The organism is Streptomyces sp. NPDC016851 (assembly GCF_055562795.1).
Genome location: NZ_JBVHEP010000034.1, coordinates 82,228 through 99,971 on the forward strand (window position 1 = coordinate 82,228; position 17,744 = coordinate 99,971).

The following is a 17,744-nucleotide window of genomic DNA, read 5'->3' on the forward strand; positions in this document are numbered from 1 at the left end:
TCTAGGGGAGGGCTCAAGGACCGCGACGAACCGGCGCGGGGCGCGGTAGGGGGGTGCCGTGCTCGGTGACCGCAACTGTCTCCGGGCCGTGCCGCGCGGTCGGCTGCCGTTTTTCCGCTGCCGGCCAGCTTTGCCAGCTCACCCGGCGTGCCCGAAGCTCCATCTCGGCGTGCCACGGGTGAGAACCCCCCTTTCGAACCGGCTTGGATCCGGACTGCCCTGGGGGGGCGGTCCACCGGACGAGAGGGACCAGACTCGTGAGCTCAGTTCTGCAGCCGGCCGCGGCGGAGCAGTATCCGCCGACCGCCGGGAAGTACCGCCCCGTCTCCTCTCACCTGGCCATAGCGCCGCCGGTGAGCGTGGTCATCCCGGCCATGAACGAGGCGGAGAACCTTCCGTACGTCTTCAAGACCCTGCCCGACTGGATCCACGAAGTGGTCCTGGTCGACGGCAACTCCACCGACGACACCGTCCAGGTGGCCCGTGAGCTGTGGCCCGACGTCAAGGTCGTCGAGCAGCGCGGCAAGGGCAAGGGCGACGCCCTGATCACCGGGTTCCAGGCGTGCACCGGCGACATCATCGTGATGGTCGACGCGGACGGCTCGGCGGACGGCAACGAGATCGTGTCGTACGTCTCCGCCCTGGTCTCCGGCGCGGACTTCGCCAAGGGCTCCCGCTTCGCCAACGGCGGCGGCACGGACGACATGACCTTCATCCGCAAGCTCGGCAACTGGGCGCTGTGCACGGTCGTCAACCGCAAGTTCGGCGCCCGCTACACCGACCTGTGCTACGGCTACAACGCGTTCTGGCGGCACTGCCTCGACAAGATCGACCTCGACTGCACCGGCTTCGAGGTCGAGACCCTGATGAACATCCGGGTCGTCAAGGCCGGGCTCAAGGTGCAGGAGATCCCGAGCCACGAGTACCTGCGCATCCACGGCACCAGCAACCTGCGGGCCGTGCGCGACGGGCTGCGCGTGCTCAGGGTGATCCTGCAGGAGCGCTCCAACCGCCGGGCGCTGCGCCGCCGTTCGCCCCAGTCACCGATGCTCGACTCGGTCCGGGGAGAGGTGTCTTGAGCGGTCCCGGCATCTCCGTCGTGATCTGCGCCTACACCGAGGACCGCTGGGAGGACATCCTCGCGGCGGTCTCCTCGGTACGGGCGCAGTCACGGCCGGCCCTGGAGACGCTGCTGGTCGTCGACCACAACCAGACCCTTCTGGACCGTCTCGGCAAGGAGTACAAGGAAGCCGACGACGTGCGGGTGCTCGCCAACGCGGGCCCCCGCGGCCTGTCCGCCGGCCGCAACACCGGTATCGCCGCCGCGCGCGGCGAGGTCGTCGCCTTCCTCGACGACGACGCCGTGGCCGAGCGCGACTGGCTGCTGCACTTCGCCGAGGCGTACACGGATCCGCGCGTGCTGGCGGTCGGCGGGCGCACGGAGCCGGTCTGGGCGTCGGGGCGGCGGCCCGCCTGGTTCCCCGAGGAGTTCGACTGGGTGGTGGGCTGCACCTACCGGGGCCTGCCGCGCGGCCGGGTCCGGGTGCGCAACGTGCTCGGCGGCAACGCCTCGTTCCGCCGCAGCGCCTTCGACGCGGCGGGCGGCTTCGCCACCGGCATCGGCCGGGACGGCGACAAACGCCCGCTGGGCTGCGAGGAGACGGAACTGTGCATCCGCCTGGCCCGGGCCCGGCCCGACGCGGTGCTGCTGATCGACGATCGGGCGGTGATCCACCACCGGGTGCCCGAGGCCCGTGAGCACTTCCGGTACTTCCGGACGCGCACGTACGCCGAGGGCCTGTCCAAGGCCCTGGTGGCCCGGAGCGTCGGTGCCGGCAAGGGACTGGAGTCCGAACGCCGGTACGCCACCCGGGTCCTGCCGGCCGGGGTGGCCCGGGGGCTGCGGGACGCCCTGCTGGCCCGGCCGGGCGGTGCCGGGCGGGCGGGGGCGATCGTCGCCGGGGTGCTGACGGCGGCGGGCGGCTATGTGGTGGGCAGCGTGCGGGCCCGCCGGGGCGGGACCACGTTCTCGGTGCCCGAAGTGGAGGTGGCGGTCCGTGAGTGACGTCCGCGTACCGATCCTCATGTACCACGCGGTCGCGACCGACCCGAACGACGCGACCCGCGCCCTGTCCGTGACCCCCGAGGCGTTCGCCGAGCAGATGGCGGTGCTCGCGGACCGGGGTCTCACCCCCGTCACCACCGCCGGGCTGGCCGCGTGCTGGCGCTCCGGTCGCGCGCTGCCCGAGCGGCCGGTCCTCATCACCTTCGACGACGGCTACGAGGGCGTGCACCGGCACGCCCTGCCCGTGCTCGCCAAGCACGGCTTCCCGGCCACCCTGTTCGTCTCGACGGGGTGGATCCGGGGGCCGTACGACACCGGCGGGGGCCTGGACACCATGCTGGACTGGGACCAGGTCCGCGAGCTCGCGGCGGCGGGTGTCGAGATCGGCGGGCACAGCCACAGCCATCCGCAGCTCGACCAGGTCTCCGACGCCACACTGCGGTTCGAGCTGATCCACTGCAAGGAGATCGTCGCCGACCAACTGGGCACGGTGCCCGTGTCGTTCGCCTATCCCTACGGCTACTCCAGCCGCCGGGTCCGGCAGGCGGTGCGGGAGACGGGGTACGCGCAGGCGCTCGCCGTCGGCAACGGCCTCGCGCGGCGCGCGCAGGGACCGTACGCCCTGCGGCGCGTGACGGTGCGCCGCAGCACGGGCACCGGTGAGTTCGAGCGGCTGGTCGAAGGCCGGGCGATCGCCCGTACGTTCGCCAGGGACCGGGCCCTCACCAAGGGGTACGCCGTGGTCCGCAGGACACGCCGGGCGCGCCGGCTCGTCTCCCGCCCCGGGGCCTGACCCGCACGTGGAACACGCCGCGTGCACCGGGAAACCGGGTGCACGCGGCGCCCTCGTGCCGGATCATGGCGGCATGTCTGGAAACCCGCACGAGGCGCTGCCGATCCGGCTCAACGTCGACGACTCCGACTCCCCGTCCGATGTCGTCGACGCGCTGTTCCTCGGCCGCTTCGCGACGGGCGAGCAGCCGTACTCCCACGCGGTGAACATCGACCGCGTACGGTCCGGGGCGACGCTGATGCCGCCCGGCGCCCGCGTGCTGCGCGCCGCCCGGGACGACGACCGCAGCGCGACCCTCGCCGAGGGCGACGGCTGGACGCTGCTGATCTCGCGCTGGAACCGGGGCGCCGACGTCACGGTGACCGCGACCACCGCCGAGCTGGCGAAGAAGATCCTCGACCAGGCCACGGACGGCGCGGCGGACGAACCGGAACCGCAGCCGGAGAACGTCACGATGGGCTTCTGGTACGTCTCCCCGCGCCGCGGCCCGCACCGCACCACACGCCAGATCGCGGCGGGCACCTGGGACGAGGTCCGGCCCAACTACACGGCGCCGGTGGCGGACGCGATGGACCGCCTGATGAAGACGACCCCCGAGGACATCTCGGGCCGGCTCCTCCTCCTGCACGGCCCGCCGGGCACCGGCAAGACGTCGGCACTGCGCACCCTCGCGCGTTCCTGGCGGGACTGGTGCCAGGTGGACTGCGTCCTGGACCCCGAGCGGCTGTTCAGTGACGTCGGCTATCTGATGGACATCGCGATCGGCGAGGAGGACGCGGCGGGCAAGGGCCGCTGGCGGCTGCTGCTCCTGGAGGACTGCGACGAGCTGATCCGCGGCGAGGCCAAGCACACGGCGGGCCAGGCGCTGTCGCGGCTGCTGAACCTGACGGACGGACTGCTCGGCCAGGGCCGCAACGTCCTGGTCGGGGTCACGACCAACGAGGACCTGGAGCGCCTGCACCCCGCCGTCGTCCGGCCCGGCCGCTGCCTGGCCCGGATCGAGGTGGGCCCGCTGACCCGCGCGGAGGCGGTGAGCTGGCTGGGCCGCGAGGAGGGCGTCGGCCGCGAGGGCGCGACGCTGGCCGAGCTGTACGCGCTGCGCCGGGGCACGTCCCCGACGGCCCTGCCGGAGCCGCGCGGGGACGCCGACGCTGGGCTGTATCTGTAGCCCGGTTCGCACACAACCGCCTCTCACCTCCCTGTTACCCAGGCGTGCCAAGGTGTGCGGAGCGGCGACGCCGCGCTTCGCCGGGACGAAGGAGGGCTCTGATGGCACACACGGCACCCACCGTGTTCAGCGAACCCACCCACCGCGTCATGCGGTGGGTCCTGCCCGTCGTCCTCGGTCTCGTCTACGGCAACTGGGTGGCGGTGAACCGGCGTCACGGTGGTCCGATCACCGGACCGGATGTGGCGTCGGGTGTGTGGAGCGGGCTCGCCTTCATGGTCCTCTGCATCGCCGTGGTCCAGGTGACCCGGCGGCTCAGGCGCGACCTGCACGCCCTGCACGCCCTGCTCCGGGCCGCCTTCGCCGGCGCCGCGCTGGGCTTCCTCTACAGCCAGACCGGCGACGACCTCCGTCCCGTGGTCATCACGTCGCTGCTGGTCACGGCAGCCGTCTTCCTGCTGCTGTTCTACCGCTTCCACACGCGCGCCGACAGGTAGCGGGGTCCTCCGGAAGGCCGGGTCGCCCCTGCCGCCCTCCAGACGTGGGGGTGCTTTGATGGGTTTATGACCCTGTTCGTCGGCACGTCCGGGTGGCAGTACAAGGACTGGCGGGACGTCCTGTACCCGTCCGGGCTGCCGATGCGGCTCTGGCTGGAGGAGTACGCGGGGCACTTCGCCACCGTCGAGATCAACAACGCCTTCTACCGGCTGCCGGCCCGGGAGACCTTCGAGGACTGGCGCGGCCGGGTGCCCGCGGACTTCGTGGTCGCGGTCAAGGCGAGCCGCTATCTGACCCACATCAAACGGCTCAAGGACCCCGAGGAGCCGGTCGGCCGCCTGATGAGCCACGCGGCGGGCCTGGGTGACCGGCTCGGGCCGGTCCTGCTCCAGCTCCCGCCCACCCTGCGCGCCGACCCGGCCCTCCTGGACGCCTGCCTCGCCTGCTTCCCCGCCTCGACCCGGGTCGCGGTCGAGCCCCGCCACGACTCGTGGTGGACGCAGGAGGTCCGCACGGTCCTGGAGGCCCGGCGCGCGGCCCTGTGCTGGGCCGACGTCCTGGCCCGCCCCGCCACCCCGCTGTGGCGCACCACCGACTGGGGCTACGTCCGCTTCCACCAGGGCCGCGCCCGGCCCTGGCCCCACTACGGCCGCCGTTCGCTGGCCACCTGGCTCGACCGCATCGCCACGACCTGGCCCGGTGGCGAGGACGTCTACGCGTACTTCAACAACGACCCGGGGGGCGCGGCGGTGGAGGACGCGATGACGTTCGCGCGGCTGGGGAGATCGGCGGGCCTGGACATCACACGGACGCCCGATCGTCTGACGCGGGCAGGCTGAGCAACGCCCTGCCCTCCCCGCCCCGTACGCCCTACTTCCCGTAAGCCGCCCGCAGGGCATCCCGTACCGCGGCGAGCACCGCGTCCTCACCCTGCCCGAGCCTGCGAGCCCGCTCCACATACGCCTGGGCGGCGACCGCCAGCTCCCGCTCCGCCGCCGAGCCGGCGGCGGCCACGAACGTGCCGTGGCGGCCCCGCGTCTCGATCACGCCGTCCGCCTCCAGCGCCCGGTACGCCTTGGCGACCGTGTTCGCGGCCAGCCCCAGCGACTCGGCCAGCCCCCGCACGGTCGGCAGCCGGTATCCCACCGGCAGCTCACCGGAGCGCGCCTGCTCGGAGATCCGCGCCCGCACCTGCTCGTACGGCGGAGCACTGTCGTCGATGTCGATCTTCAAGGTCACAGGCCGATTGTCCCGTACCCGACGGAAAATGGGAGGCACCCCGGGTGCGCTCCCGCGTAGCGTGCGCCTCCATGACCGTGATCGTGCGCGACCTGCGACCCGAAGTCCGAGCCGACGCCGAGGGGTTCTCCCACACGCGCCGCCTCGCCCTGCCCTACATGCTGTCCACGCCCGAGTCCGTGGTGCACACCCTCGCGCATGCCCACCCGGACGCCCACTTCGGGCAGCTCGTCGCCGAGGAGGACGGCGAGATCATCGGCACGGCCCAGGTCAGCGTCGCCCACGAGAGCCCGGAACCCGGCCAGGGCTCCGCCAACATCTACGTGCGCCCCGACCGCACGCACCGCGGCGCCGGTTCGCTGCTGCTGCGCACGGCCGAGGAGCGTCTGGCCTCGCTGGGCGTCCGGAAGCTGTTCGCCTGGGTGCTGGACGAGCCGGACAACCTGGCCTTCGCCGAGCGGCACGGCTTCCGGGCCAGCCGTTCCGCCTACTTCATGCGCCTGGACCTGGCGGCCGGCACGCTGCCGCCCCGCGAGGACCCGCCGGTGGGCGTCGAGCTGCGCACGGCCGCCGACTTCGCGGACGACCCCCGCCCGATGTTCGAACTGGACGCCGAGACGGTGTCGGACGAACCGAGCGACATCCAGGCCGAGTTCACGGACTACGAGGCCTGGCTGGAACAGAACTGGAAGCACCCGCTCCTCAACCGCGAGCTGACCACGGTCGCTGTCGTCGACGGCCGCCCCGCCGCCTTCAGCGTGGCGCACACGGACGGCAGCCGCTACGGGACCGCCATGACCGGCACCGCCCGGGCGTTCCGCGGCCGGGGCCTGGCGAAACTCGCCAAGAACGACTCCCTGCACCGGGCCCTGGCGGCGGGGTACAAGGAGGCGTTCACGGGCAACGACACCGGCAACGAACCGATGATCGCCATCAACAAGTGGTTCGGCTACGAGATCTGTGCCAAGGAAGTGCGCTATGTCCGCGAACTCGGCTGACGGGTCCGCCCTGCTGGACATCGTGCTCGTCAAGGCGGGCCGTACGAAGATCCGCTACACCGGCGAGCTCCTGACGGACGACGGCACCCGCGTCGCCGTCCGCGCCCCCTGGGCGGGCAGCGGAGTCCGCGACTTCGGCTTCGTCCGCTTCGAGCCCGGGGACGTCTTCACGGAGTACTACTGGCGTGACCGCTGGTACGCGGTGAAGGAGGTCCGCTCCGCCTCGGGCGCGCTGAAGGGCTGGTACTGCGACATCACCCGCCCCGCCGCACGCTCCGGCCCGGAGCTGGTCGTGGAGGACCTCGACCTGGACCTGTGGGTCTCCGCGGACGGCACGGACGTACGACGCCTGGACGAGGACGAGTTCGCCGCCAGCGGCCTCGCCGAGTCGGACCCCGGTGCCGCACGAGCCGCCCTGGCCGCCCTCGACGAACTGGAGTCACTCGCCCGCGGCGACGGCCTCACCGCGCTCCTGGTCTGAGCCTTCCGCTCACCCTGTCACGGCCACCACCGCGTACCGCTCGTCGGTCACCTCCCCGCCCCACAGCAGCGGATCGCCGGACAGCCGCTCCACGCTCACCTCCCCGGTGACCGGCGCGAGCAGACCGGCGAGCCGCTGCGCCGGTATTCCGGCCGGCGCGGTCGTCCCCCACACACCCTCGACCAGCACGAGCCGCCCTCCCGGCCGCAGCAGCCCGGCCCAGTGCCGCAGGGCGCGGCCGGGGTCGGGCAGGGCCCACAGGACGTGCCGCACGAGCACGGCGTCGAAGCGCTCCTCCCCGACCGGCGGTGCCGCCGCGTCACCGACGAGGAACACCGCGTCACGCCCGGCGAGCTTCTGCCGGGCGAGCGTCACCATCGCCGGGGAGAGATCCACGCCCGTCACCCGGTGCCCCTGCTCGGACGCGAGGAGCGACAGACTGCCGGTGCCGCAGCCGAGATCCAGGACGTCACCGGCCCGCCCGGGCAGCCAGGAGCGCAGCCGCGCGGCCCAGGCGCGGCGCACCTCCGGATCACGCAACCCGTGGTCCGGCTCCTCGTCGAAGGAGGCCGCCCGCGCGTCCCAGTCCACGTCGGCGCCGGTGTCGGTCGAGGTCATGTCGTCACTGTCGTTCGCCATGGGCCCAAGAGTGACACCCGCCACTGACACTCGAATCGTGACAGCCGCCACTGACAGACCAGGAGCGATGAGGAACTCTCCCCCGAAAGGTCTACCTCCGTGAGAACGCGGAACCCGGTAGACCCTTAAGGAGGCAGCCATGCGCCGTGTGACCGTGCAGAAGCCCCTGAAGAAGACGGACGTCCGCCGGGCCCGCGAGGAGGCCGACGAGCGCCCCGCGGGACGCCCGGAAGTCCGCAAGGACATCGCACGCACGTGGTGGCCGGACGCCTGAGCGGCCGGTACCGATCATGAGACCCGTTCAGCACAACCGCTTGCGGTAGTGGACGCGGCCGTAGGGCCCGTCCATTCGTCGCTCCACCAGCTCATAGCCGTACTTCGGATAGATCTCCTGGTTCTCCCACATCAGCGCGTTCGTGTAGAGCCTGACCTCGGGCAGTCCCAGCGCACGCGCGTGTGAGTCCACGAACCACAGCAGCCGTCGCCCCACTCCCCTGCCGTGCGCGGTGGGGTGGACGGCGATGGTGTCGAGGAAGAGATGGTCCTCGAACGCCTCGACCACGACGAGGCCGGTCACGGGCTCGCCCGTCACGAACACCTTGCCCGCGGCCACGTTCGCCGTGTGGTCCTCCTCCATGGGCTGCGGCACCCGTCCGATGCGCTCGATGTAGGGGCGGAAGGCCGCGTCGATCATGCCCTCGACGACCGGTACGTCAGCGGCTCCGGCCGGCCGGATCTCCTCGTCTGCCATGCCGCGACGGTACTTACCTGATGCCAGTCTGAGCACTTCCTTAAGCGGGCCATAAGGATCTCCTCCACCCGCCCTCAGCAGGCGATTTCACGGTTCTCAGGGGCTAGCTTCGGATCGCCCCCACGGGATCCGGGCCCACTCGGGCCCGGGCCTGTTCCCCTGTACCGTCTCGAGGAGTTCCCGCATGCCCGCACGCCGCACGGCTGTCACCGTCGCCGCCCTCGGCGCCCTCCCGCTCGCCCTGGCCGGGCTGACCGCCACGCCGGCGGCCGCACACGGTTCGATGGGTGATCCGGTCAGCCGGGTCTCGCAGTGCTACGCCGAGGGCCCGGAGAGCCCCGAGTCGGCCGCGTGCAGGGCGGCGGTCGCGGCGGGCGGCACGCAGGCCCTCTACGACTGGAACGGCATCCGCATCGGGGACGCCGGCGGGCGGCACCAGCGGCTCATCCCTGACGGCAAGCTGTGCAGCGCGAACAACGAGCAGTTCAAGGGGCTCGACCTGGCCCGCGCCGACTGGCCGGCGACCGGGGTGCGCAGCGGCTCGCACACCTTCAAGTACCGCGTGACGGCCCCTCACAAGGGCACGTTCAAGGTGTACCTCACCAAGCCCGGCTACGACCCGGCCGAGCCGCTCGCCTGGAACGACCTGGATCTGGAGCACCCGGTCGCGACGGCCACCGACCCGGCGGCCACGGGCGGGTTCTACACCTTCTCCGGCAGCCTGCCCGAGCGCTCCGGCAGGCATCTGCTGTACGCCGTCTGGCAACGGTCGGACAGCCCGGAGGCGTTCTACTCCTGCTCGGACGTCACCTTCGGCGGCGACAGCGCGGCGGGCGGCGCCGCTCCGGCCCCGACGGCCTCCGCTCCCACCAAGGAGCAGATCGAGGCGGGCAACGACAAGTCGACCATCGAGCACCACGGCCACGGCGACAACGATCCCAGCACGTCGGCCGAACCGGCCGCGGCCCCGGAGAGCCCAGCACCGAACCGGCCCGCTCAGGCCGACACCGCTCCGAACCGGCCCGCTCAGTCCGACGCCGCTCCCAACCAGCCGAAGGCGGCCGGCGCCACGGAGAACCTCGCCGAGACCGGCGGCGACAGCAGCACCCCGTACCTCGCGATCGGCGGCGCGGCCGCGCTGGCGCTCGGCTCCTCGGCCCTGTTCCTGTCGGCCCGGCGCCGTGCGGTGAGCGGCGGTCGCCACGGCCGCTGACCCAGGACTCGGGGCCTGTCCGGCGGCTCAGGCCGGACAGGCCCCGAAACGTTTCCCCTACGCGTGTACACGTGTCAGTCGAACGCCGACGCACAGGTGGTGGGCCTGGCCCGCGCCGGGTCGAGCGCGTTGGCCACCTCGTGGAAGGCGACCCTGTCCAGCAGCCCGACGGCCACGTGCTCGGACAGGTCGACCGGGCACAGGTCCTGGAGCAGGACGTTGCGTACGTCCGGCCCGCTCAGGTACTGACTGCGCCACGGCGTGACCACCTCGTCGTACCGGGTGGCGATGACGGTGTAGCGCACGCCGGGCACGGTGTCGCCGCCCGCGTTGAGCCGCTTGAGGAAGTCGGAGCCGGCGGCCTGGTCCGCGAGGGCGGGCGTGGTCTTCGCCAACAGGTCTCCGGCGCCCGGGAAGTACGGCAGCAGGCGGGTGAAGCCGTTCAGGTCGGTGCCGTGGTTGCTGGGCGCGATGCCGACGAGGGCGTTCACCTTGGCGGCACCGCCGAGGAACCGCAGGTACCAGCGGGGCATCATGCCGCATTGCGAGTGTCCGACGATGTCGGTCTCGGCGGCGCCGGTCGCGGCGAGCACCCGGTCGACGAAGTCCTTCAGCTGGGCGGCGGACTTCTCGACGGGGCCCAGGCCGTGGAAGAAGGGGACGCCTTGGAGCTGTCCATAGTCGAGGGAGAAGACGCAGTAGCCCCGGACCTTCAGATAGGGGGCGAGCCCCAGCCAGTTGTCGACGGAGTTCCCGAGGGTGCCGTGGACGAGGACGACGGGGCGGGGATGGGCGGCGGACGGCTTGCAGGAGTAGTCGTTCCAGCCGGAGCCCGGGGCGCCGGAGGCCTGGGCGGAGGTGGCGGGGACGGTGAGGGCCGCGGCGGTCAGCAGCAGCGCGGCCAGGGGTCTGAGCACTCGTTTCCAGGGCAGCATCGGGTGATCTCCTTGCGGCTCAAGGGAGGTGCGACGGCACGACGCCCTGTGATCCGGATCACGGGATGCTGTTCACTCGTCAAGTTACGAGTCAGTAGTCAAACTGGGAAGTTACGCGTCAGTAAAAACTTCCAGTGGTAACCGACGACGGCGGACCCGCCTGACACCACCTCACCAGGCAGGCCGGATGGGCCCTTGAGGCGCGATCCGCAGCAACTGCTCCCGCAGCACCCGCACTTGCGCCTCTCCCAGTACCTCCCCCCACTGCCGCACCACCTCCGCTGCCGCCTCCTCCGCAGCCCGCGTGCACTCCCATCCACGCCCGGTCAGTACGACCAGCCGAGCCCGCGCGTCCTCGGGGTGGGGCCGCCGCTCGGCGTACCCCTTGCGCACTATTTCGTCCACGAGCTGGCTGGCGGCCTGCTTGGTCACCCCGAGGTGGGCGGCCAGGTCGGTGACCGTCGCACCGTCCGGGGCGAGTCGGGCGAAGGCGAAGCCGTGCGCGGGCCGCAGTCCCTCGAAGCCGCGCGCGACGACGCCCTCATGGATGCGGTGTGTGAGCCCGCTGGCGGCGGCGAGCAGGGCGGCGGACAGGGCCATGGCCTCGGAGTTCTGCACCCATGCATTGAAACACCCTTGACGGGACGGTCAAGTAGCTTGACCATGTAGTCAAGCTGCTTGACCAATTGGAGGCCCGCATGCCCGTCATCCGCTCATCCGAAGCCGTCACCCACGAGATCCACGGCGCCCGCTTCGTCTCGTACGCCACCCCGCGCAACGGCAGCAAGGAGCTGTGCGCCTGGCGCGGTGAGATCCCCGCCGGTCTCAAGGCGCCGGCGCACACCGTCAACCGGGAGGAGATCTTCCATCTGCTCGACGGCGAGCTGCTGATCACCCTCGACGGCCGCACCGAGCGGATCGTGGCGGGCGACACGGTGATCATCAACCCGGGCGCCACCCTGGCCGTCGAGAACCCCACCGACCGGACCGCGTACTCCTGGGTCACCACCTCCATCGGCCTGGAGGCACGACTCGCCGACGGCACCAGCATCGTGCCGCCGTGGGCCAACTGACGTCACGCAGAAGGATCTACGCCGCCAGTCCCCCTAGCCCCCCGGGCATCACCGCCCGCGGGCCGAACTTCGCCCGGGCTCGGTCCGCGACCTCCTCGATGCGGCGGACCTTCTCGTCCACCGGGTCGAAGGTCAGCTGGTGGGAGGCCTGGTCGGCGGGGTCGAGCCCCTCGGCGCGCAGGGCGATCGCGCGGACCCGGGCCCGTTGCAGCCCGAGCGCCTCGTACATGCCGTACGCGGCCCTGGTCAGGTCCGGGGAGTGCGCGGTCGGCTCGGCCAGCGTGCGGCTGCGGGTGGTCGCCGAGCGGTCGGCGTAGCGCACGGTGAGGGTGAGCGTGCGGCAGACCTTCTCCAGGGCGCGCAGCCGGGCACCGATCTCCTCGGCGGCCGACAGCAGGGCACGGCGGTGGCGGTCCGGGTCCAGTTCGTCGCGGTCGAAGGGGCGTTCCGTGGCGAGGGAGCGGGAGACGGCGTTCGGTACGACCCGGCCGCGGTCGACGCCGTTCGCCTTCTCGTGCAGCTCGCGCCCGGCCTTCGCGCCGATCAGCCGCTGGAGCGTGGACAGCGGCGCGGCGGCGACCCGGCCGAGGGTGTCGAGGCCGTAGTCGCCCAGCGTACGAGCGGTCGCGGCGCCCACGCCGGGCAGCACTGCGACGGGTTTGTCCGCGAGGAACTCAGCGACGGCGTCCCGCTCCTCGGGCACCGCACACGTCATCCCGGGCACGGCGTCGCGCAGCGCCACGCGGGCCAGCATCGGCCCGGGCCCGGCTCCGATCACGCAGTCGACGCCGTACAGGGCGAGCGAGCGCACCCGGATCACCGAGGCCAGTTCGACGGCGTTCCGCCCGAAGTACCGCTCGGCGCCCCGCAGGTCGGCCAGCGCCCCGTCCGGTGGCAGGGCCTGGACGACGGGGGTGAACTCCTCGAGCATCCCGAGCAGTCGGGGCAGGTCGGCCTCGCGCGTCGGAGGCAGCTGGAAACGTACGCAGAGGATGGTCATCCCGCACTCCCCGGACTCTGGTGCCACAACTTTCTTCCCACCGCGGGACCTTCGCCCGCGGGACGCAGATCGGCCCAGGGGTGCATCTCGTACCCCGTGGGCATACGGATCTTGCGCTGCTCCGCCGGATCCTGGTCCGCGGAGTCCGCCGCCCCCTCGCCGTCGCCGCCACCGGAATCACCGGAACCGGAATCGGCACCCGCGCCGGCACCGGCACCGGCCAACCGGGCCGCGACCCCCTCCAGCCCTTCCTCCCGGCGCACCTCCAGCAGCTCCGCGAGGTTCCAGGCGGCGGCGCCCACCACGCTGAGGCTGCGCGGGCCGCGCCGTTGCACCACTCCGCGCACCAGCAGCAGCCAGGAGTGGAAGACGGTGTGGGCGCAGGCGTCGTGGGAGTCGTCGAAGAAGGCGAGGTCGACCAGGCCCGTGCCGTCGTCCAGGGTGGAGAAGATGACCCGCTTGCCGGACCGGATCGGCGGCGTCTGCGTGGCCGCCTTGGCGCCCGCGACCAGCACCGTCTCCCCGTGCCGGGCCTCGCGGAGCCGCCGCGCGGACACCACGCCCAGTTCGTCGAGGAACGCCCGGTGATCGTCCATCAGATTGCGTGAGGCGTCCATGGAGAGCACGCCCAGTTCGGCGCTGAGCCGCTCCGAGGAGGTGAGGTCGGGCAGCCCCGCCGGGGCGGTCTTCCGCCCCCCGGCCAAGGGCAACTGCCCACCGCCCGCGCCCCGCGCGCCCCGGTGCAACTCGGTCAGATGCAGTTGCAGATCACGGCGATTGGCACCGAACGCGTCCAGCGCCCCCACCTGCGCGAGCCGCTGGGCCAGCGGACGGCTCGGCCGGCCCCGCTCCCAGAAGTCGACCAGCGAGGCGTACGGCTGCCCCTCGGCGATCCGAGCCGCCTCGTCCTCCCTGATGCCGTGCACATCGGAGAGCGCCAGCCGCAGACCCCATTTACCGGACACCAGTTCGATACGGTGTGCGACGCCCGACTTGTTCACGTCCAGCGGCAGCACGGGCACCCCGCGCCGCCGCGCGTCCGCCAGCAGCAGCCGCTTCGGGTACATCCCGGGGTCGTGCGTCAGCAACCCCGCATAGAAGGCGGCCGGATGATGCGTTTTCAGCCAAGCCGACTGGTACGTCGGTACGGCGAAGGCGACGGCGTGGGCCTTGCAGAAGCCGTACGACCCGAAGGCCTCGATGATCTCCCAGGTCCGCTGAATCGTTTCCGCGTCATACCCGTTCGCCGCCGTGTGCTGCGCGAACCACACCTTGATCCGCCCCTGCGACTCCGGATCCGACAGCCCGCGCCGCACCCGGTCCGCCTCACCGCGCCCACAGCCGGTCATGATGTCGACGATGTCGATGATCTGCTCGTGGAAGACGACGACCCCGTACGTCTCCTTCAGCGGCTCCTCCAGGTCCGGGTGCGGATAGCGGATCGGCGCCCGCCCGTGCCGCGCCTCGATGAACGGCCGCACCATGTCGGCGGCGACCGGCCCGGGCCGGAACAGCGAGATGTCGACGACCAGATCGTGGAAGCCGGCCGGCTGGAGCCGCCCGACCAGGTCCCGCTGCCCCGGCGACTCGATCTGGAAGCAGCCGAGCGTCTCGGTGGACCGGATCAACCGGTACGTCTCGGGGTCCCCCGGCGACAGCCCGTCCAGATCGACCCTCACCCCCGACACCCGCTCCACTTCAGCCACCGCGTGCGCCATCGCGGACTGCATCCGCACCCCCAGCACGTCCAGCTTCAGCAGCCCAAGATCCTCCACATCGTCCTTGTCGAACTGCGACATCGGAAAACCCTCGCCACTGGTCGGCATGACCGGCGTACGCGCCAGCAGGGAGGCGTCGGACAGCAGCACCCCGCACGGGTGCATGGCCACCCCGCGCGGCAGCGCGTCCAGTGCCTCGACCAGCTCCCACAGCCTCCCGTACTTCTCCTTCTCCCCCGCCAGCGCACGCAGTTCGGGCAGCTCCTCCAGCGCGGCGCGGGCGTCCCGCGCCCGGATGTGGGGAAAGGACTTGGCCACCCGGTCGATCTCGGCCGGATCCATGGACAGGGCGGCCCCCACGTCACGGATCGCATGCCGCACGCGGTACGTCTCCGGCATCGCGACCGTCGCGACCCGCTCGGTGCCGAACCGGCCGATGATCTTGCGGTAGACCTCCAGCCGGCGCGCGGACTCCACGTCGATGTCGATGTCGGGCAGCACGACCCGCTCCTTCGACAGGAACCGCTCCATCAGCAGCCGGTGCTCGATCGGATCGGCGTGCGCGATCCCGAGCAGATGGTTGACGAGCGACCCCGCCCCGGACCCCCGGGCGGCGACCCGGATCCCCATGTCCCGCACGTCGTCGACCACTTGGGCCACGGTCAAAAAATAGGAAGCGAAGCCATGATGGGCGATGATGTCCAGCTCGTGGTGCATCCGCTCCCAGTACTCCCGCCGCCGGTCGTACCCGCGCAGCACCATCCCCGCCGCCGCCCGCGAGGCCAGCGTCCGCTGGGCGCTGCGGCGGTCGGCACCGACCAGATGCGGCTCGGGGAAGTGGACGGTACCGATCCCGAGATCGCCCTCGGGATCGACCAGGCACTCGGCGGCGGTGACCTGGGTCTGCTCCACCAGCCGATGAGCGGTGTCCCGCCGGAACCCCGCGGCCTCCACGACCCGCTCCGCCACCCCGACCATGGCTCCGGCCCCCTTGAGCCAGGCCTCACCGGAGTCCAGCTCCTTGGTCGGGTCGACGGGCACCAGCCGGCGCGCGGCGTCCAGCACGTCGGCGACCGGCCCCAGACCTGGGTCGGCGTACCGTACGGCGTTGCTGAGCACGGGCCGGATCCGCTGCTCGGCGGCGAACCCGACGGTCCGGGCGGCCAGCCGCAGGGAGCCGGGCCCCGTACCTTTCCGGCCATGCCAGACGGCCTCCAGCCGCAGGGCGTCGCCGTAGACCTCCCGCCAGGGCGCGAGCAGCCGCGCCGCACGGTCGGGACGCCCGGCGGCCAGGGCACGCCCCACATCCGAATCAGGCCCGAGCAGCACGGTCACGCCCTCGGCGTGATGGCGCCCCCAGGGCAGCAGGGGCGTCCCCTCCCCTTCGTGCGCCGCCGAGACGAGCCGGCACAGCCCGGCCCATCCACGGGCACCGTCCCGGGCGAGAAAGGTCACCCGGGGGGCGGACTCGTCGACGAAGGCGCCACCGCGCACAGGAGTCCGGCGCCGTCCCCGCCCGGGCTCGGGCGGCTCCCCTCCCGCCACCGCCAGATCCGCCCCGAACACCGGACGGACGCCCGCCTTCGCACAGGCCTTGGCGAACCGGACGGTCCCGGCGAGCGTGTCGCGATCAGTCAGAGCCAGGGCATCCATGCCCCGCTCGGAGGCACGCTCGGCCAGCCGCTCCGGATGCGAGGCTCCGTACCGCAACGAGAATCCGGAGGCGGTGTGCAGATGCGTGAACCCCGGCACACGCACCTCCCGCACTCGTGAACCACACCGGTTCGAACATCTGTTCCCAGTCACCTCACCCCCACCATAGACCAATTCTCGAATACATGTGCGACATCCGTTCGGCCCCGCCCCACCTGCGGAAACACCGGAACGCCCCCGACCGTGGAGGCATGCCGCACCGCTCGTTCCGCGACGAGGTGAGAGACGCCGTCACCCCCCGGGCCACCCTGCTCATCGTCGGCGTGATCGCACTCCAGCTGCTGTTCATCGCCTCCTACGTGGGAGCACTGCACGACCCGAAGCCAAAGGACGTGCCCTTCGCAGTGGTCGCCCCCGGAGCCGCGTCCGATCAGGCGGTGACCCGACTGAACCAACTGCCCGGCTCACCCCTGGCCCCCCGAGCACTGCCCGACGAATCCACGGCCCGGCACCAGATCACGAACCGGGGCATCGACGGCGCGCTGATCATCAACCCCACCGGCACCGACACCCTCCTGGTCGCCTCCGGCGGCGGCAGGATCCTCTCCACCACCCTGACCACTCTCGTCACCACCCTGGAGAGATCAGAGAAACGCACATTCCGGACGGTCGACGTCATCCCGTCCGCCCCCCACGACCCCAACGGACTCTCCTCCTTCTACCTGGTCGTCGGCTGGTGCGTGGGCGGCTACCTGGGCGCGGCGGCCCTGGCCATCAGCGCGGGAGCCAAGCCCTCGAATCCCCAGCGCGCCGCGATCCGCCTGGCGGTCATGGCCGTGGTGGCAGTCCTGGGCGGCCTGGGCGGAGCCCTCATCACCGGCCCGGTCCTGGACGCCCTCCCCGGCAGCACGGCGGCCCTCTGGGGCCTGGGCACGCTGATCATCTTCGCCGTGGGGGCGGCCACGCTGGCCCTCCAGGGCATCTTCGGCACGATCGGCATCGGCCTGGTCATCCTGCTGGTGGTGATCCTCGGCAACCCGAGCGCGGGCGGCGCCCTGCCCCCACCCCTCCTCCCACCCTTCTGGAAAGCCCTCGGCCCGGCCCTGCCCCCGGGCGCCGGCACCTGGTCGACCCGCTCGATCGCCTACTTCGAGAGCAACGCCCTGGCCACACCACTCCTGGTACTGGCGGCATGGGCAGTGGTCGGAGCCGCCATCACCGTGGCGACCTCCACAACCCGCCGCAAGGCGCCGTGACGCACACGGGGAGCTCCACACCCGCGCATGGGGCTGAACGGTGCCCTGCGTTGACGCTCAGGCCGGGTGGGTCCGCAGCCCGGCGGAACGGGGTGCCGCTGCGCCCACCCGTGCCGCCCCAAGCGGCACGACTGCCCGCAGCTCAGGCGAGACGCGCCCGCACCCGCGCACGCACGGAAGGGGACGTGTCGGGGGGTGTCCGCCCGCAGCGGTTGGCGCGTCAACGCGAGTTAGTCGGTGTCCGACCCCATCGCGCCGTTCCGA

General features: G+C 72.1%; 19 protein-coding genes. 12 read left to right on the plus strand and 7 right to left on the minus strand.

Annotated features, from left to right (window positions below; all coding sequences use genetic code 11):
• The first annotated feature begins 257 nt into the window (after positions 1 to 257).
• The 6 genes from ACZ3I3_RS37485 (at position 258) to ACZ3I3_RS37510 (ending at position 5,363) form a co-directional block, all read left to right on the plus strand.
• On the plus strand, positions 258 to 1,079 hold the full coding sequence (locus ACZ3I3_RS37485) for a glycosyltransferase family 2 protein (protein ID WP_399168177.1): 822 nt from the start codon (positions 258 to 260) through the stop codon (positions 1,077 to 1,079).
• Positions 1,076 to 2,065: a glycosyltransferase family 2 protein gene (locus ACZ3I3_RS37490; RefSeq protein WP_467372252.1), complete on the plus strand. Its 990-nt coding sequence runs from the start codon at positions 1,076 to 1,078 to the stop codon at positions 2,063 to 2,065. The genes ACZ3I3_RS37485 and ACZ3I3_RS37490 overlap by 4 nt, the downstream gene beginning before the upstream one ends.
• Complete coding sequence (locus tag ACZ3I3_RS37495) at positions 2,058 to 2,858, plus strand: polysaccharide deacetylase family protein (RefSeq protein WP_467372253.1); 801 nt, start codon at positions 2,058 to 2,060, stop codon at positions 2,856 to 2,858. Before ACZ3I3_RS37490 ends, ACZ3I3_RS37495 begins: the two co-directional genes overlap by 8 nt.
• Positions 2,859 to 2,931: 73 nt before the next feature.
• Positions 2,932 to 4,026, plus strand: a complete 1,095-nt coding sequence (locus ACZ3I3_RS37500) for a DUF5925 domain-containing protein (protein WP_467372254.1) — start codon at positions 2,932 to 2,934, stop codon at positions 4,024 to 4,026.
• A gap of 101 nt (positions 4,027 to 4,127) precedes the next feature.
• A complete protein-coding gene (locus ACZ3I3_RS37505; protein ID WP_467372255.1) occupies positions 4,128 to 4,523 on the plus strand; it encodes a hypothetical protein in 396 nt (131 codons plus the stop codon).
• Positions 4,524 to 4,589: 66 nt separating this feature from the next.
• The gene (locus ACZ3I3_RS37510; RefSeq protein ID WP_467372256.1) at positions 4,590 to 5,363 is read left to right on the plus strand and encodes a DUF72 domain-containing protein; all 774 of its coding nucleotides are present in this window, start codon (positions 4,590 to 4,592) and stop codon (positions 5,361 to 5,363) included.
• A gap of 31 nt (positions 5,364 to 5,394) precedes the next feature.
• Here ACZ3I3_RS37510 and ACZ3I3_RS37515 read toward each other — a convergent pair whose 3' ends face one another.
• Positions 5,395 to 5,763: a GntR family transcriptional regulator gene (locus ACZ3I3_RS37515; RefSeq protein WP_467372257.1), complete on the minus strand. Its 369-nt coding sequence runs from the start codon at positions 5,761 to 5,763 to the stop codon at positions 5,395 to 5,397.
• A 71-nt stretch (positions 5,764 to 5,834) separates the two neighbouring features.
• On the opposite strand from ACZ3I3_RS37515, the gene ACZ3I3_RS37520 reads away from it, so the two are divergent.
• Together ACZ3I3_RS37520 and ACZ3I3_RS37525 are read left to right on the plus strand one after the other, a co-directional pair.
• A complete protein-coding gene (locus ACZ3I3_RS37520; RefSeq protein ID WP_467372258.1) occupies positions 5,835 to 6,761 on the plus strand; it encodes a GNAT family N-acetyltransferase in 927 nt (308 codons plus the stop codon).
• Entirely contained in the window at positions 6,742 to 7,242 is a 501-nt protein-coding gene (locus tag ACZ3I3_RS37525) for a ribonuclease FAU-1 family protein (protein ID WP_467372259.1), read from the plus strand. Before ACZ3I3_RS37520 ends, ACZ3I3_RS37525 begins: the two co-directional genes overlap by 20 nt.
• Before the next feature lie 9 nt (positions 7,243 to 7,251).
• Here ACZ3I3_RS37525 and ACZ3I3_RS37530 read toward each other — a convergent pair whose 3' ends face one another.
• Complete coding sequence (locus ACZ3I3_RS37530; protein ID WP_467372260.1) at positions 7,252 to 7,881, minus strand: class I SAM-dependent methyltransferase; 630 nt, start codon at positions 7,879 to 7,881, stop codon at positions 7,252 to 7,254.
• A 139-nt stretch (positions 7,882 to 8,020) separates the two neighbouring features.
• On the opposite strand from ACZ3I3_RS37530, the gene ACZ3I3_RS37535 reads away from it, so the two are divergent.
• Positions 8,021 to 8,155, plus strand: a complete 135-nt coding sequence (locus tag ACZ3I3_RS37535) for a hypothetical protein (protein ID WP_010046145.1) — start codon at positions 8,021 to 8,023, stop codon at positions 8,153 to 8,155.
• A 27-nt stretch (positions 8,156 to 8,182) separates the two neighbouring features.
• Here ACZ3I3_RS37535 and ACZ3I3_RS37540 read toward each other — a convergent pair whose 3' ends face one another.
• Positions 8,183 to 8,632: a GNAT family N-acetyltransferase gene (locus ACZ3I3_RS37540; RefSeq protein WP_467372261.1), complete on the minus strand. Its 450-nt coding sequence runs from the start codon at positions 8,630 to 8,632 to the stop codon at positions 8,183 to 8,185.
• A 184-nt stretch (positions 8,633 to 8,816) separates the two neighbouring features.
• Between ACZ3I3_RS37540 and ACZ3I3_RS37545 the strand changes: the two genes are divergently transcribed.
• On the plus strand, positions 8,817 to 9,845 hold the full coding sequence (locus tag ACZ3I3_RS37545; RefSeq protein WP_467372262.1) for a lytic polysaccharide monooxygenase auxiliary activity family 9 protein: 1,029 nt from the start codon (positions 8,817 to 8,819) through the stop codon (positions 9,843 to 9,845).
• 74 nt (positions 9,846 to 9,919) lie between these two features.
• Here the strand turns inward: ACZ3I3_RS37545 and ACZ3I3_RS37550 are convergent, their stop codons facing one another.
• Entirely contained in the window at positions 9,920 to 10,780 is an 861-nt protein-coding gene (locus ACZ3I3_RS37550) for an esterase/lipase family protein (protein WP_467372263.1), read from the minus strand.
• A 171-nt stretch (positions 10,781 to 10,951) separates the two neighbouring features.
• Positions 10,952 to 11,398, minus strand: a complete 447-nt coding sequence (locus tag ACZ3I3_RS37555) for a MarR family winged helix-turn-helix transcriptional regulator (RefSeq protein ID WP_467372264.1) — start codon at positions 11,396 to 11,398, stop codon at positions 10,952 to 10,954.
• Positions 11,399 to 11,478: 80 nt separating this feature from the next.
• Between ACZ3I3_RS37555 and ACZ3I3_RS37560 the strand changes: the two genes are divergently transcribed.
• A complete protein-coding gene (locus ACZ3I3_RS37560; RefSeq protein WP_467372265.1) occupies positions 11,479 to 11,853 on the plus strand; it encodes a cupin domain-containing protein in 375 nt (124 codons plus the stop codon).
• A 16-nt stretch (positions 11,854 to 11,869) separates the two neighbouring features.
• Here ACZ3I3_RS37560 and ACZ3I3_RS37565 read toward each other — a convergent pair whose 3' ends face one another.
• Both ACZ3I3_RS37565 and ACZ3I3_RS37570 read right to left on the minus strand, forming a co-directional pair.
• Positions 11,870 to 12,853, minus strand: a complete 984-nt coding sequence (locus tag ACZ3I3_RS37565) for a DNA polymerase Y family protein (RefSeq protein ID WP_467372266.1) — start codon at positions 12,851 to 12,853, stop codon at positions 11,870 to 11,872.
• Positions 12,850 to 16,323: a DNA polymerase III subunit alpha gene (locus tag ACZ3I3_RS37570; protein ID WP_467372267.1), complete on the minus strand. Its 3,474-nt coding sequence runs from the start codon at positions 16,321 to 16,323 to the stop codon at positions 12,850 to 12,852. The genes ACZ3I3_RS37565 and ACZ3I3_RS37570 overlap by 4 nt, the downstream gene beginning before the upstream one ends.
• Before the next feature lie 152 nt (positions 16,324 to 16,475).
• Between ACZ3I3_RS37570 and ACZ3I3_RS37575 the strand changes: the two genes are divergently transcribed.
• Positions 16,476 to 17,480 (plus strand): DUF3533 domain-containing protein, encoded by a 1,005-nt coding sequence (locus ACZ3I3_RS37575; protein ID WP_467372268.1) that lies wholly within the window; start codon positions 16,476 to 16,478, stop codon positions 17,478 to 17,480.
• The last annotated feature ends 264 nt before the right edge of the window (positions 17,481 to 17,744 follow it).